General features: G+C 56.1%; 9 protein-coding genes and 2 pseudogenes. 6 read left to right on the top strand and 5 right to left on the bottom strand.

Features of this window, described 5'->3' with window-relative positions; genetic code table 11:
* Nucleotides 1-106: 106 nt before the first annotated feature.
* Nucleotides 107-1,303: an MFS transporter gene (locus tag GSQ70_RS14850; RefSeq protein ID WP_158783256.1), complete on the top strand. Its 1,197-nt coding sequence runs from the start codon at nucleotides 107-109 to the stop codon at nucleotides 1,301-1,303.
* Nucleotides 1,304-1,399: 96 nt separating this feature from the next.
* Here GSQ70_RS14850 and GSQ70_RS14845 read toward each other — a convergent pair.
* A pseudogene (locus GSQ70_RS14845) lies at nucleotides 1,400-1,992 on the bottom strand (hypothetical protein).
* A 135-nt stretch (nucleotides 1,993-2,127) separates the two neighbouring features.
* Here GSQ70_RS14845 and GSQ70_RS14840 point away from each other — a divergent pair.
* Nucleotides 2,128-2,451: pseudogene (locus GSQ70_RS14840) on the top strand (CorA family divalent cation transporter); the annotation flags it as partial.
* A gap of 54 nt (nucleotides 2,452-2,505) precedes the next feature.
* Here the strand turns inward: GSQ70_RS14840 and GSQ70_RS14835 are convergent.
* Both GSQ70_RS14835 and GSQ70_RS14830 read right to left on the bottom strand, forming a co-directional pair.
* Complete coding sequence (locus GSQ70_RS14835) at nucleotides 2,506-3,810, bottom strand: L,D-transpeptidase family protein (protein WP_158783255.1); 1,305 nt, start codon at nucleotides 3,808-3,810, stop codon at nucleotides 2,506-2,508.
* A 183-nt stretch (nucleotides 3,811-3,993) separates the two neighbouring features.
* Complete coding sequence (locus GSQ70_RS14830) at nucleotides 3,994-5,808, bottom strand: glycoside hydrolase family 15 protein (protein ID WP_158783254.1); 1,815 nt, start codon at nucleotides 5,806-5,808, stop codon at nucleotides 3,994-3,996.
* Nucleotides 5,809-5,955: 147 nt separating this feature from the next.
* Here GSQ70_RS14830 and GSQ70_RS14825 point away from each other — a divergent pair, with 147 nt between their 5' ends.
* Nucleotides 5,956-6,732 (top strand): SDR family oxidoreductase, encoded by a 777-nt coding sequence (locus GSQ70_RS14825; protein ID WP_199257264.1) that lies wholly within the window; start codon nucleotides 5,956-5,958, stop codon nucleotides 6,730-6,732.
* A 6-nt stretch (nucleotides 6,733-6,738) separates the two neighbouring features.
* Here the strand turns inward: GSQ70_RS14825 and GSQ70_RS14820 are convergent, their stop codons facing one another.
* Nucleotides 6,739-7,338 (bottom strand): DedA family protein, encoded by a 600-nt coding sequence (locus GSQ70_RS14820; protein WP_158783253.1) that lies wholly within the window; start codon nucleotides 7,336-7,338, stop codon nucleotides 6,739-6,741.
* 349 nt (nucleotides 7,339-7,687) lie between these two features.
* Here GSQ70_RS14820 and GSQ70_RS14815 point away from each other — a divergent pair, with 349 nt between their 5' ends.
* The 3 genes from GSQ70_RS14815 (at nucleotide 7,688) to GSQ70_RS14805 (ending at nucleotide 11,942) form a co-directional block, all read left to right on the top strand.
* Nucleotides 7,688-8,275, top strand: a complete 588-nt coding sequence (locus GSQ70_RS14815; RefSeq protein ID WP_158783252.1) for a Yip1 family protein — start codon at nucleotides 7,688-7,690, stop codon at nucleotides 8,273-8,275.
* A gap of 179 nt (nucleotides 8,276-8,454) precedes the next feature.
* Nucleotides 8,455-9,402 carry a D-alanyl-D-alanine endopeptidase gene (pbpG, locus tag GSQ70_RS14810; RefSeq protein WP_158783251.1) on the top strand — a complete coding sequence of 316 codons (948 nt, stop codon included), beginning with the start codon at nucleotides 8,455-8,457 and terminating at the stop codon, nucleotides 9,400-9,402.
* A gap of 101 nt (nucleotides 9,403-9,503) precedes the next feature.
* Nucleotides 9,504-11,942, top strand: coding sequence for a DUF3772 domain-containing protein (locus tag GSQ70_RS14805; protein WP_158783250.1), 2,439 nt, complete (start codon nucleotides 9,504-9,506; stop codon nucleotides 11,940-11,942).
* Here the strand turns inward: GSQ70_RS14805 and dld are convergent.
* On the bottom strand, nucleotides 11,939-13,648 hold the full coding sequence (gene dld / locus GSQ70_RS14800) for a D-lactate dehydrogenase (protein ID WP_158783249.1): 1,710 nt from the start codon (nucleotides 13,646-13,648) through the stop codon (nucleotides 11,939-11,941). The two genes, GSQ70_RS14805 and dld, sit on opposite strands and share 4 nt — an antisense overlap.
* Between the last annotated feature and the right edge of the window lie 93 nt (nucleotides 13,649-13,741).

Genomic DNA, 13,741 nt, shown 5'->3' with positions numbered 1-13,741 from the left:
CCTGCTGTTAACGGAAACGGTCACATTTCTCAATATTCTTCACAGGATCTCTTAGTGTGCTAAGGGTATGATGTGACCCACATCACACACATTTTTTGGCTCTGACATGTCTTCGACCCCTGCATTATCCAATGCACAGCTTAACAAACGCATTATCTCTGTTGTGGTTTTTACCTTCTTTTGTTACCTGTCGATAGGCTTGCCGCTGGCGGTGTTGCCGGGCTATGTGCATAACAAGCTGGGCTACAGCTCGTTTATGGCTGGCCTGATTATCAGCCTGCAGTATTTTGCCACGCTAATCAGCCGTCCGCAGGCCGGGCGCTATGCCGATCTGCTGGGTCCGAAAAAGGTGGTGCTGGTGGGTCTGGTGCTGTGCGGTGCCAGCGGTCTGTTCAGCCTGCTGGCGGTGCTGTTCGAGGCTAATCCGTTGACCAGCCTGATCCTGCTGGCGATTGGCCGCCTGGTGCTGGGGCTGGGCGAAAGCCTGACGGCCACCGGTTCTATTTTGTGGGGCATGAACATTGTCGGTACGGTGCAGAGTGCGCGCGTTATCTCCTGGAACGGTGTGGCGACCTATCTGGCGATGGCGGTGGGTGCACCACTGGGCGTGCTGCTCAACTCCGCATTTGGTATTCCAGGCTTTGCCGTGCTGATTATGCTGATGGCGATCTACGGCTTCTGGCTTGCCACCCGGCGTCCTGCGGTGGTGGTGGTGGTGGGTCAGCGTATCCCGTTCAACAAAGTGTTCTCGCGCATCTGGTTGTACGGTCTGTGCCTGGGGCTGGGAACCGTTGGTTTCGGAACGATAGCCACCTTTATCACCCTCTACTTCGCCAGCCATAACTGGAGCGGAGCCGCTTTCTCGCTGACGCTGTTCAGCCTCGGTTTTGTGGCGATGCGTCTGGTGTTCAGCAACTATATCGGACGTTTTGGCGGCATCCGCGTGTCGCTGGTTTCCTTCGCCATTGAATGTATCGGGCTGCTGATGATTTGGCAGGGCAGCTCTTCGCTGATGGTGGATGTTGGGGCATTTCTCACCGGCTCAGGCTTCTCGCTGGTGTTCCCGGCGCTGGGCGTGGAGGCGATCAGGCAGGTAGCACCGCAGAATCAGGGATCGGCGCTGGGGCTCTATTCGGCCTTTCTTGACTTCGGGCTTGGCATCACCGGGCCACTGGCCGGGCTGCTGATTGGGCACTGGGGCGTGGATTCGATCTATCTGGCGGCGGCGGTGGTGGTGCTGTTTGCGTTTGCCATTACCCTGCGGTTACAGATGATGACCCGCACCGTGGTGCAGGCCAGCTGAGAAGAGCAGGGCGGATTCTCTCTGTACTGCGCGGAAAATGCCAGCCCGGATGATGGCATTACCGGTGCAGCAGCTGACCTTCTCCGCTCTGTTTGGTTAATACAGTTCCGGTACGATCATATTTTCCGGCACCGGACTGCGGCGATAGTCTTCGTTGTGCTCACGCGGCGGCAGCGTAATTTTCTTCTCTTCGGCATCTTCATAGGGGATCTGACGCAGCAGATGGCTGATGCAGTTCAGACGCGCTTTTTTCTTGTCAACGCCCTGCACCACCCACCATGGCGCTTCCTCAATATGGGTGCGGGCCAGCATCACCTCTTTGGCCTCGGTGTAGTCCTCCCACAGGCGGCGGCTCTCCAGATCCATCGGGCTTAGCTTCCACTGTTTGAGCGGGTCATGAATACGGCTCAGGAAGCGCAGCTCCTACGGCCTTCAAATATAATCACCACGCGGTGACCGGTTCGTGTCACCCATTCCTGCAGTTTTACCAGCTCGCCCTGTAAACGCAGCAGCTCGCGGAAATAGTGTCTGCGCCAGGTTTTCTCGTCACCGTCGTGCTTCTCGGCCTGGTCACCAAAGCGGATGTCGTCCAGTTCCATTTCCAGCTCTTCATCGTAGCTGTCATAGAACTCCTGCAGCAGTCGCTGGTTAAAGTGCTCGCTGCTGAAATCATTACCGTGCACAGCCATAAATTGTCTCCCGGTTAAAAGTGTGTAAACAGCCAGTAAAGGGTGGCTGAAAGTAAAATGGAGACCGGCAGCGTCAGCACCCACGCCATAATCAGGTTGCGTACGGTGGACATCTGCAGGCCGGATTTGTTGGCGGCCATGGTGCAGGATCTGCGTCAGTTTACCGAAGAGTTTACGGTGGTGCTGAACGATCTGATTGGCCTGACCGAGCGTATCCGTCTGCTGCAGGAAGAGATTGCTTCCCGGCAGCTGGAGCAGAGTAACCGTACCCTTTACACCCTTACGGTGATCACCGTGCTGGCGCTGCCGATTAATATTGTGGCGGGTTTCTTCGGGATGAACGTTGGTGGTATCCCGCTGGCAACCAACCACCACGGATTTATCTTGCTGGTGCTGGTGGTGACTCTGTTTACCTGCGTGGCCGGGTGGCTGGCATTGCGTCGGCGGGACAAAATGTAATGGACTGGATAAAAAAAACGGGCCGTCAGGGCCCGTTTCTTCGCACAGCAGTGATTAAGACTGGCTGTTAACTGTCGCAGCTGCCGGAGCGGCGGCTTTGGCAGGCACAGAGGCCGGTTTGTTTTCGTAAATCGGGCCTGGCTGCTTCGGCACCACGAAGGTGCTGTTATCCGGTGCGGCTGGGGCCGCCGGAGCCTGCTGCTGCGCAGGTGAATCGGTGGACGGGGTCTGAGGTACAGCCTGCTGATCCTGCTCACCGGTTTCCGGGTTGACCGCTGGCGCACCGCTGTTTGCTGGCGCGTTAGCATCAGCCGGAGCAGCGTTCTGATTCACCACGTTAGCGCCCTGGTTAGTCACCGGGGTCATTGGCTCTTCTTTCGGCATAGCTCCTTCCATCTCCTGCACGGCAATCGGTGCAGCATAGCCATTGTCCGCTGCGCCGTTTACTTTGGTCGGCATGCCGGTACGGGCTTTCAGTGCATCTTCCATCGCGGCGGTATCAACACTGGCATCCGATACCACTTTGTTCACTACCGGAGTAATGCTCAGAGGAATTGGCTCGCGAGAGTTAAACTGCTCTTCGGTCTGCGACAGTGGGTTATGCACCTCCACCAGACGGGAACCGTCAGGCTCAACGGTGGCTTTGATCGGCTGGTCGATAAACTGCACGCGGGTGCCAACCGGCACGTTGTCGAACAGCCATTTGATGTCATCAGCACGCAGACGCACGCAGCCGTGGCTTACGCGAAGACCGATACCGAAGTTGGCATTAGTGCCGTGGATGGCATACAAACGGCCGATGTACAGCGCATACAGGCCCATCGGGTTATCCGGGCCGGCAGGGAAGACCGCAGGCAGTGGCGCACCGGCAGCCACGGAGTCTGCGTGCATCTTTTTGGTGGGCGTCCAGGTCGGGCCATCTTTCTTACGCTCAACGGCGGTGGTCCAGTTGATCGGGGTATCTTTACCCAGCTCGCCCACGCCGACCGGCAGCACCACTACGGTGTTGGTGCCTTTCGGATAGTAGTACAGGCGCATCTCCGCGCTGTTGATCACGATGCCTTCACGCGGGGCGTCTGGCAGGATCAGCTGCTGAGGAATAATCAGTTTGCTGCCTGCTTTTGGCAGATAAACATCCACACCCGGGTTGGCTTCGAGCATATTGCTCAGGCCCATCTGATACTGCGCAGCAAAGGCTTCCAGCGGAAGTTTGCTGTCCTGAGGGAGGGTTATTTCAAGATTCTGGCCAATCAGACGGCTGTTTGCGGCTGGCAAAGTATAAACAACGGCAAAGGCTGAGTGGCTGTATGCCGTTACGGCCAGGGCTAAAGCGGCTAATGCGCGGATGCTCTTTTTCATATTCTTCAGGTGTAGCGCCATGTGATCAGTGGATAAATGAGCCTGTGCCGGTCAGGTGTGACCGGCTGCACATTATATGGTCATAATTATCTCGATGAAACCAGCATTTGTAACAGTTGAACTAACTTTACGCAGAATTATCTGTAAAGCCGGTTCCGGACTGGGAAAAGGCACAATTTGTCTTCAGGGTTGCCACAGTGGATCGTCGCCGTTCAGTTTCCGGTTCAGGAAAAAGGCGGCGCTGATCAGCGCCAGATGACTCAGCGCCTGCGGTGTATTGCCCAGCGCACGCCCCTGACGATCGAACTCTTCCGCATACAGTCCGAGCGGGTTAGCGTAGCTCAAAAGCTTTTCAAATTCGAAATGCGCTTCATTAACCCGGCCCGCTCGTGCCAGACACTCAACATACCAGAATGAACAGGCGGTGAAAGCGCCTTCCTCGCCCTGCAATCCGTCAGCCGGGGTTTCCTCAAGGTTATAGCGGCGTACCAGCCCGTCGCTGACCAGCTTCTCTTTGATGGTATCCAGCGTGGACAGCCAGTCAGGATCGGTCGCGCCAACAAAGCGCACCAATGGCATCAGCAGCATCGAGGCATCGACAAAATCACCGTGGCGGGTGGCGGTAAAATGCCCGCGCGCTTCATTCCAGAAATTGCTCCAGATATCCTCGCGAATTTCATCGCGGGTTTTACACCAGCGGTCGTAAGGGAAAGAGAGGGAACGTTTTTCACCGAGGCGTACTGCACGATCCAGCGCGACCCAGCACATCAGCCGCGAGTGCAGAAAATGCTGCGGTTCGCCGCGCATCTCCCAGATCCCGGCGTCGGCCTGGTTCCAGTTTTCGCACACAAAATCAATCATTTTGGTGACGTGCGCCCAGCCGCGATGGGAGATAGCTTCACCGTATTTGTTGGCGAGATAAACGGCATCCATCAGCTCGCCGTAGATATCCAGCTGAGACTGACGCCAGGCGTCGTTACCGATCCTGACCGGAGTGGAATCAGCATAGCCCGACAGGTTCAGCAATTCGCTTTCATGCAGTTCGGTGCCGCTGTCGAGGCGATACATCACCTGCAGCTTCTCCGCATCGTTATGGCTGTTCTCCACACAACGGCCGACCCAGTGGGTGAAATGGCGGGCTTCATCCACATAGCCCAGGCGCATCAGCGCGTACATGCTGAAAGAGGCGTCCCTGATCCAGGAAGCGCGATAGTCCCAGTTGCGCTCTCCGCCCAGCTCCTCCGGCAGTCCAAAAGTGGCCGCCGCAGCAATAGAGCCATGTTTCCACGAGGTCAGCAGCTTAAGCGTCAGCGCCGAGCGATTGACCATCTCCTGCCAGCGGCCATGATAGGTGCTCTGGGCACTCCAGTGCCGCCAGAAATGCAGCGTCTCGTTGAAGCAGTTTTCGGTGTTCTCTTTATCCAGATGTTCATCGTCGGCGCAGCCAAGCACAAACTCCCTGCATTCGCCTGCCTTCAGGGTGAACGTAGCGATAGCGGCGTTTTTTTCCACGGCAAAATCGACGTTGCCGCACAGGCGAAGAGTGGGCTGATCTTTCGCGCTGAACAGCACGCAATTAGCCTGCTTACTGGCGCGGGTTGTAGCCCGGGCATAATCATGTACTGGCGCACAGCGCAGGCCGAAGGTCGCAGTGCCATGGACCACTTTAACCCGCCGTATAATTCTTGGCTGCCGTTCTTCCTGCTGGCACAGCGGCATGTAGTCAGTGATTTCAGCCACGCCTTCCTTCGCCAGCCAGCGGGTTTGCAGAATGGTGGTATCCGGCAGGTAGAGTTGTTGCTGACGCGCTCCCTGCCAGTCGGGTGCGATAGTGAATAATCCGGCCTCATCGCCATCCAGCAGCGCGGTAAAGACCGAGGGGCTATCAAGGTTGGGCCAGCAGAAATAATCGATGGTGCCATCGTTGGCTATCAGTGCGCAGGTGCGCAAATCACCGATCACTCCGTGGTCTTCAATCTTACGTTTTATTTTGCTCATTCCATTCCCCGGCGTTGTCGGTGTTACCGCTAACTATAGTCACTGGCTGCGCGTTACGGGGCAGGGAAGCGCAACGAGGTGTAAACCAGCGTCTTTTTTCCTCTTCTATACTTGCTGAAGGCTATCACCATGAAAAAGGAGAGAACCATGAGCATCCCAGAGAATAAAGTGGCTATTGTGACCGGTTCGAATTCCGGTATCGGACAGGCGTGTGCCGTAATGCTGGCGCAGCAGGGTTTTGACCTGGGTATTACCTGGCGGTCGGAGAGTAAGGGCGCGGAAGAGACGGCCCGGCAGGTCAGGGAACTGGGTAAAAAGGCCGAAATTGAGCAAATAGATTTGGGCGACCCGCAGGAAGGCAGTCGTTCACTGGAAGCGCTGATTGCCCGACTTGGGCGGATTGACGTGCTGGTCAATAACGCCGGTGCAAACCTGAAAGCCGATTTTCTGGAGACCACCTTTGAAGACTGGCGTAAGGTTTTTTCGGTAGACGTGGACGGAGCCTTTCTTTGCTCGCAGATTGCGGCGCGTCACATGGTCAAACAGGGGCAAGGCGGCAGAATTATCAATATTACCTCGGTGCATGAGCACACGCCGCTGCCGGGATCGGTGGCTTACACCGCAGCGAAACATGCACTGGGCGGCCTGACTAAATCCATGGCGCTGAGCCTGATACCGCATAAAGTTCTGGTCAACTCGGTGGCACCCGGCGCAATTGCCACACCGATCAATAACATGACCAATGAAGATGCACACCGCATTTCAATACCGGAAATCCCGGCAGGCAGGCCGGGCGACACGCGGGAAGTGGCCAGTCTGGTTGCATGGCTCTGCTCGCAGTGGTCGACCTACACTACCGGTCAGTCATTTGTTGTTGACGGTGGTTTTATGCTGGCTAATCCGCAGTTCTTTATGCAGAAGTGACGGAATTCACCCAGCTTTAGGATCGTCCTCTTCCTCGTCATCTGGCTGGCGATCCGAGCGGTGCTTATAGTACAGCCGGATCCCCCAGACTACCGCTATCGCCAGCAGCACCCAGAACAGTTTCTTCAGGTGGTGATCCAGCGTGTGCAACCACGGGGCAATCACCTGGCCGCCCACGTAGCCAAGAGTGACGAAAATCAGCGCCCACGCCACCGCACCAATCACGTTGAGCAATAAGAATTTTTGTGGTTTCAGCCTGCTGGCTCCGATAATAATCGGGCCAAGAATGCGCAGGCCGTACATAAATCTTACACCGATCACAAACAGGACCGGACGTTTGTGGATCAGTTTGTTGGCTTTAGCGATCTGCTTCTGATGCTTTTTAAACCGCTTCAGGATCGCCGAACCGTAGTGGCGGCCAACAAAGAACAGGGCGGTATCGCCCAGGATGCCGCCAGCCATAGCGACCAGAACCACCAGGCCATAGTGTAACAGCCCTTCATGCGCCGCCACGCCGCCCAGCAGCGTGAACGTTTCCCCTTCGGCAATACAGCCAATAAACAGCGCCAGATAACCGTACTGCGAGATCAGATGATTGACATCCATATGCCCTTCCTCCTGCGGTTGATGCGCTTAGCCTCCATACTTCAAGCTACAGGTGTGTTGGCTGCACGAGCGCACCTCTGTCTCTCACTTAAGTAAGTTCCAGCGGATTTGCTCGCTGGCCGTGTTCCTGTAGCTTGAATTATTTTGACTGTAAAGCAGGTAAGTCTAACCGCTTTGGCTTAAACCTGGCTGAAAGTTAGCGATATTTGTGTTTTTTTTTACTGCAAATTGAATTGATTAGCGCGAAGTCAGTCTGGCGAAAAAACAAACATGTCACGACCATTTATACTTGAAGTAATCCGCCATCTTCCCACTGACCGGCGGCTCGTTGTAGCAGAGGAGTGAAGATATGAACCATGTCTGGGGACTTCTTGCGCATCCTGACCGGGAGATGCGTGATATCAAGCAAGAGAACGAAACGGTCTCTCATCACTACACGCACCACGTCCTGCTTATGGCACTGATCCCGGTGATCTGTGCGTTTATCGGCACCACGCAGTTTGGCTGGGATCTTGGCTCTCAGCAAAACATCCCTCTCTCACTGTTTAACGCCTTTGCTCTGGCGATTCTTTTCTATGCCCTGATCCTCGGCGGAGTGGCGGTAATGGGCAGGGTGATTTACTGGATGGCCCGTGACTACCCGCAGCGCCCGGGTCTGCGCCGCTGTACCGTGTTTGCCGGATATGTGGCAACGCCGTTGTTTATCAGTGGGCTGGTCGCGCTCTATCCGCTGGTCTGGCTATGCGTTTTTGTCGGTGCGCTGGCTCTGGTCTATACCGGCTATTTACTCTACGTCGGTATCCCAATGTTTCTGAATATTGACCGCGAAGAGAGCCTGCGTTTTTCCGGCTCAACGCTGGCAATTGGCATTCTGGTATTTGAAGTATTAATGGCCCTGACCGTGGTGTTATGGGGTTACGGTTATCAACTTTTCTGACATTTTCTGCCGCCGGGTTACCGGCGGCAGCTCATTAACGCTCAGAAACGAATATCCTGTAGGAAAAACCTTAGTCTCCGGCGTATTATGCGCTAGCCAGCCCCGTGAGGCCTGCTTTTCGCGGTGGCGGCGTGCGGCCGTGTCGCACCTGAATCACTCCCCGGTTAAGTTTTTAAAAGATGCCTGCAAAAATTCGCATATCTCTCTTGAGTCTGGCTTTGCTTTTTTCTGGACAGGTTTTCGTGCCTCAGGCCGATGCCAGCAATCGTCTCGTTGATGTGGCCCCTCTGACACAGCCGCAAATCGCCTCTGGCAGCGCGATGATCGTCGACCTCAACAGCAATAAGGTGATTTACGCCAGCCACCCCGATCTGGTTCGTCCAATGGCCTCAATCACCAAACTGATGACGGTGATGGTGACGCTGGATGCCCATCTGCCGATGGACGAGATGCTGAATGTGGATATCAGCCATACGCCAGAGATGCGCGGCGTTTACTCCCGCGTGCGTCTGAACAGTGAAATCAGCCGTAAAAATATGATGCTGTTGGCGCTGATGTCCTCTGAAAACCGTGCGGCAGCCAGCCTGGCTCATCACTATCCGGGCGGCTACGACGCTTTTATCCGCGCGATGAATGCCAAAGCCCGCGAACTGGGCATGACCCATACCCGCTACGTTGAGCCGACCGGCCTGTCTGTCGAGAACGTTTCAACGGCACGCGACCTGACTAAACTGCTGATTGCCACCAAACGCTACCCGCTGATTGGCCAGCTCAGCACCACCCATGAAGACATGGCGACCTTCAAAAGCCCGAACTACACTCTGCCCTTCCGTAACACCAATCATCTGGTTTATCGCCCGGACTGGAATATCCAGCTGACCAAAACCGGTTTTACTAATGAAGCCGGTCACTGTCTGGTGATGCGTACGGTGATCAATCAGCGTCCGGTGGCGCTGGTGGTGATGGATGCCTTCGGTAAATATACCCATTTTGCTGACGCTAACCGTCTGCGGACCTGGATGGAAACCGGTAAGGCCTCGCCGGTCCCGGCCGCCGCGCTGAGCTATAAGAAACAGAAAGCGGCAGATATGGTCAGTAACGGCAGTGTTGCAGAAAACGTCGAGTAGTTAAGAAATCTTATAGTTTCAGACCGGGCAAAAGCATAGACTGGCGCAAGATTTTCTGGTGCCGGTTTTGTCCGGCCTCGTCTTTATATCTGGAAATTTTCATGTCTACCTTATTAACCTTCTTTCGCGTCTGCCTGCTAGTCCTGTTCGCCTGCTCTCCGGTGATGGTTCAGGCGGCCTCCGACGACTCCAGCCAGCAAAATGGTGACGCTCCGGCCAAAGTGAACGCCGCAGTTGAATTGCCGAAAATGCAGAAGGTGCTGGATAAGATTAAGCAGCAGGTTTCCGGCGAAACCAACGACAGCCGCCTTTCCGCGCTGAATGATATGGCGCTGGAGCTGTCAGGAGATGCCGATACGCTGATGCAGGGGATTATCCCCCAGCGTGCGCAGTTGCAGGCTCAGCTGGCGGTGCTGGGTCCGGCTCCCAAACCGGAAAGCGGCGTGAAAGAGACCGCCGAAGTCACCAGCAAGCGCAAAAACCTGGAGAGCCAGAAGGGCAAAACGGACGATCAGATCAAGCAGGCTGAAGCGATTAAAAGCGGGGCGATTAACCTCTCTGCACAGATCGTCAACCTGCGCCGTGATGCGCTGAAAACCCAGCTGGCGCTGAATGCCGGCAGTATCTTCGGCCCGCGTTTCTGGGCACCGATGTTCAATACCCAAAGCGATGACGCAGCTAAAGTCAGTGATTTCATTGGTGAACTGGCGGATACCGCCGTGCTCTCCTGGCAGCCGGGCTGGCGGATTGGCACCGTGTTCTGGGTGGTGCTGGCCGGGCTGGTCGCCACTTTTGGCCGCCGCTATCTGGAAGAGTTTCTGGCCTGGGTGGGCATCCATTTGCTGCCGGAAGGCCGCCTGCGCCGTAGCTTCCTCGCTGCCGCGATCGCCATGACCACGCTGGCCGCTGTGGTGCTGGCCTTTAATTTCCTCGACCTTGCCTTTACCCGCCATGACGACGTGGTGGATGATGTACGGACATTTGCCGACAAGCTGGTCGGCCTGAGCATTCTCTGCGGGCTGATTGCCGGGCTGGGCAGGGCATTCCTGTCAACGCGCCGTCCTTCCTGGCGACTGCCAAATATCTCCAATCAGGTTGCTCTGGCGCTGAAGCCGTTCCCGCCGCTGACTGCCGCGTTGGTGTTCGTCTTCCAGACTATTGAGATCCTCAACAGCAGCGCCAATACCAGTGTGGGCACGACGGTGCTGGCGAACGGCATTACCGCGCTGCTGATTGGTGCCATGGCGTTGTCCATCAGCATTCGTACTAACCGCGTTCGCCGAAAAATGATTCTGGAAGGCGGGCAGCCGGAAGCCAAATCCACGCTGGTCGGTCTGATCCAGATGGCCATCACCCTGGTGGGCGTGGCCATTCTGGTGGCGCTGGTGATTGGTTATGTGACGCTGGCGCGCTTCCTGAGCTATGAGCTGATCTGGATGGGCATTGTGTTCGGCTCGTTCTATATTCTCAGCCAGCTGGTAGCGGATGGCAGCGAAAGTCTGTTTTCGACCAATAACGCTTCCGGTAAAAGCATCCAGCGCTCGCTGAATGTGGATGAGCGCCACCTGTCGCAGGTCGCAGCACTGCTTGGCGCGATCGGTAAAACCATTCTGGTGCTGGCGGCTGCGATGGCGCTGCTCAACGGGACTTTTGGCAGCGCGACCCCGATCGAGCTGGTACAGAAAGCCATTGAGTTCTGGGGCGGTAAGGGGCTGGAGTCGCTGAATATCGTGCCTGCCCATGTGCTGAATGCGTTACTTTGCCTGATTGTCGGCATCTACGTGCTGCGTTCGGTCAAGCGCTGGCTCGACCAGGACTTCCTGCCAAAAACCACTATGGACGCCGGAATGCGCGTCTCGCTGATCACTCTGTTCAGCAACGTCGGCTACGTGGTGGTGTTCCTGCTGGCGCTGTCGATTATGGGGCTGCAGTGGAACAAGCTGGCGTGGATCGTCAGCGCCCTGTCGGTAGGTATCGGTTTCGGCCTGCAGGAGATCGTGAAGAATTTTATCTCCGGCCTGATCCTGTTGACGGAACGCCCGGTGAAAGTAGGGGACCTGGTGAGCATCAGTGGGATTGAAGGGGATATCCGCCGCATTAATGTGCGTGCCACCGAGATCCAGCTGAGCGATAAATCAACGGTGATCGTGCCGAACTCGCAGTTTATTTCGCAAAACGTGCGTAACGCCACCATGGGCAATGCGCAGGGCGTAACCACCATCACCCTGACATTCCCGCTGGATATCGACCCGGTGCTGGTTCGTCAGCTGCTGCTGGACGTGTTTATTGAAAATGAGCGGATCCTGGAAACGCCGGAACCTTCTGTGAGCTTCAAAGACCTGACTTCGGCAGGAATTGTGCTGGCGGTGACTGGCAACGTGGCCAGCCCGCGCCAGGTATCAGGCGCGAAGAGCGACCTGTTGTTTGATATTCTCACCCGCCTGCGGAAAGAGGGCGTGGTGCTCTCCACGCCGCAGACGATGATTGTGGAACAGCGGAACGGTCAGAAAGTGGTGGTGGATCAGGGCGATCTTCCTTAATTCCCCCAGTTTTTTGCTTTGGTGGTTTTGCCGATCCCAGGATTGAGGCTGTTGGTAGGGTCAAGCTGCTGATAAAAGGCTTTCAGCTGCGGCCTGGCCTGATACAGATGACCGACGTTGTGTTCAGCCGGGTATTCGGCCCCGCGATCGGCCAGAATAGCCAACATCTTCTCCTTCAGGGCGTGGGCATCCACGCCCTTTTTCACAATGTAATCCTGATGGAAAACGTGGCAGAAGAAGTGGCCGTAGTAGAGCCGGTGCACCAGCGCATCGTCAAACTCTGCGGGCAGCTGCTCAAACCAGTCCCGGTCGTTACGGCGCAGGGCGATATCCAGCGCCAGAATGTCTTCGACCTCGTCATGATGGACGGCGTGATAGCGCACGGCCGCGCCCGCTGCGGCAAAGCGGTGCAGAAACGCTTTCGCGCCTTCTTCCGGCGTACATTCAAAAAATTCCCCTTCGGCCTGAGCGAAGTAGCTCTGCAGATACTTGCGGGCTTCATCAATACCCGGTCCGGCCATCTTCAGCATCAGGTGATGTTCAAACCGGTCACGATACTGCCTGAGACGCGCGGGCAGGTGTGAGGGCAGCAGATTGCTGACTTTCTGCAGCAGGCGATCCGTCAGGTTCGGTCTGACGAAACTGATTTTTTTCAGCCAGGCATCCACGCGGCCTTTAAGCGTGAAAAATAGCGGCATCTTGTCGGTGCCCAGTTTGTCGATCATCACGAAGGTGTCTTTCCCGTAGACTTCCGCAACGTCAAAGATATCGCGGTGCAGATATTCACCCGCCACCGGCAGTTCGCTGAACTGGCTGAGAATATGGCGGCGCAGCTCATCCAGTACGCCTGGGTTATTGGTGCCGATATAAAAGACCTGCTGCGACTTTTCACTGGCAAACGTGTCCAGCCGCACGGCGAACACGGCCAGTTTACCCGCACACCCTGACGCCTCGAATAACCTGCGGGCATCGGCGTTGAACCGGGAAGGCGTGTCTGCCTGCACATCGCGCACGCGCGTGGCATATTCATGATCTGAGGCATGGCGCGCATCGTGCTTCACGTCACTTTGCTGCCATGTTTTATCGTCCAGGCGGCTGAGGATCTGTTCCGGCGTGCTGCCAAGATCGATTCCCAGATGATTGACCAGCGTCAGCTTGCCTCCGGCATCGATCTGCGCATACAGCGCCATTTCACTGTAAGCGGGACCACGCTTAATCAGCGAGCCGCCGGAATTATTGCAAATGCCGCCCAGTACTGAAGCGCCAATGCAGGAAGAACCGATGACCGAATGGGGCTCACGCCCCAGCGGCTTGAGGATTTTTTCCAGCTGCCAGAGCGTGCTGCCGGGAAAAGCCAGCACCTGTTTGCCTTCGTCGAGTAGCTGGATCTTGTCCATCCGCAGGGTGCTGATAATGACGATATCGCGATCGTAATCATTGCCATTTGGCGTGGAACCTTCGGTCAGGCCGGTGTTTGCTGCCTGCATCAGAACAATTGCATCGGCAGCCACACAGGCTTGCAGAACCCGCCACTGCTCCAGCAACGTGCCGGGGAACACCACGGCCAGCGCCTCGCCAGAGCCGGAGCGAAAACCTTTACGGTAGCGTTCAGTTTGTTGAGGATCGGTCAGCAGATGGGGGCGGCCAACTACTCGGGCCAGCTCAGTGACCAGCTTTTGGCTGACCGGGGAAGGGGCGTTGTGCATATCCTTTGTCCTTTTTTATGTCACGTGCTGATTTTAGCACCCCCTGAACAGGCTGCCGGTTTTAAAAAATCAGAGGTGGATCGCGGCAGTGAG

Origin of the sequence: Pantoea sp. BAV 3049, from assembly GCF_009765445.1 — a bacterium.
Classification (GTDB): Bacteria; Pseudomonadota; Gammaproteobacteria; order Enterobacterales; family Enterobacteriaceae; genus Erwinia.
The sequence above is the reverse complement of the archived record's forward strand: the minus strand, read 5'-3'. Positions and strand labels throughout refer to the sequence as shown.

Bases quoted from the DNA above. Each gene is read 5' to 3' on its own strand.
- GSQ70_RS14850 (WP_158783256.1), top strand. From the start codon at position 107: ATGTCTTCGACCCCTGCATTATCCAATGCACAGCTTAACAAACGCATT.
- GSQ70_RS14835 (WP_158783255.1), bottom strand. From the start codon at position 3,810: ATGAAAAAGAGCATCCGCGCATTAGCCGCTTTAGCCCTGGCCGTAACG.
- GSQ70_RS14830 (WP_158783254.1), bottom strand. From the start codon at position 5,808: ATGAGCAAAATAAAACGTAAGATTGAAGACCACGGAGTGATCGGTGAT.
- GSQ70_RS14825 (WP_199257264.1), top strand. From the start codon at position 5,956: ATGAGCATCCCAGAGAATAAAGTGGCTATTGTGACCGGTTCGAATTCC.
- GSQ70_RS14820 (WP_158783253.1), bottom strand. From the start codon at position 7,338: ATGGATGTCAATCATCTGATCTCGCAGTACGGTTATCTGGCGCTGTTT.
- GSQ70_RS14815 (WP_158783252.1), top strand. From the start codon at position 7,688: ATGAACCATGTCTGGGGACTTCTTGCGCATCCTGACCGGGAGATGCGT.
- pbpG (WP_158783251.1), top strand. From the start codon at position 8,455: ATGCCTGCAAAAATTCGCATATCTCTCTTGAGTCTGGCTTTGCTTTTT.
- GSQ70_RS14805 (WP_158783250.1), top strand. From the start codon at position 9,504: ATGTCTACCTTATTAACCTTCTTTCGCGTCTGCCTGCTAGTCCTGTTC.
- dld (WP_158783249.1), bottom strand. From the start codon at position 13,648: ATGCACAACGCCCCTTCCCCGGTCAGCCAAAAGCTGGTCACTGAGCTG.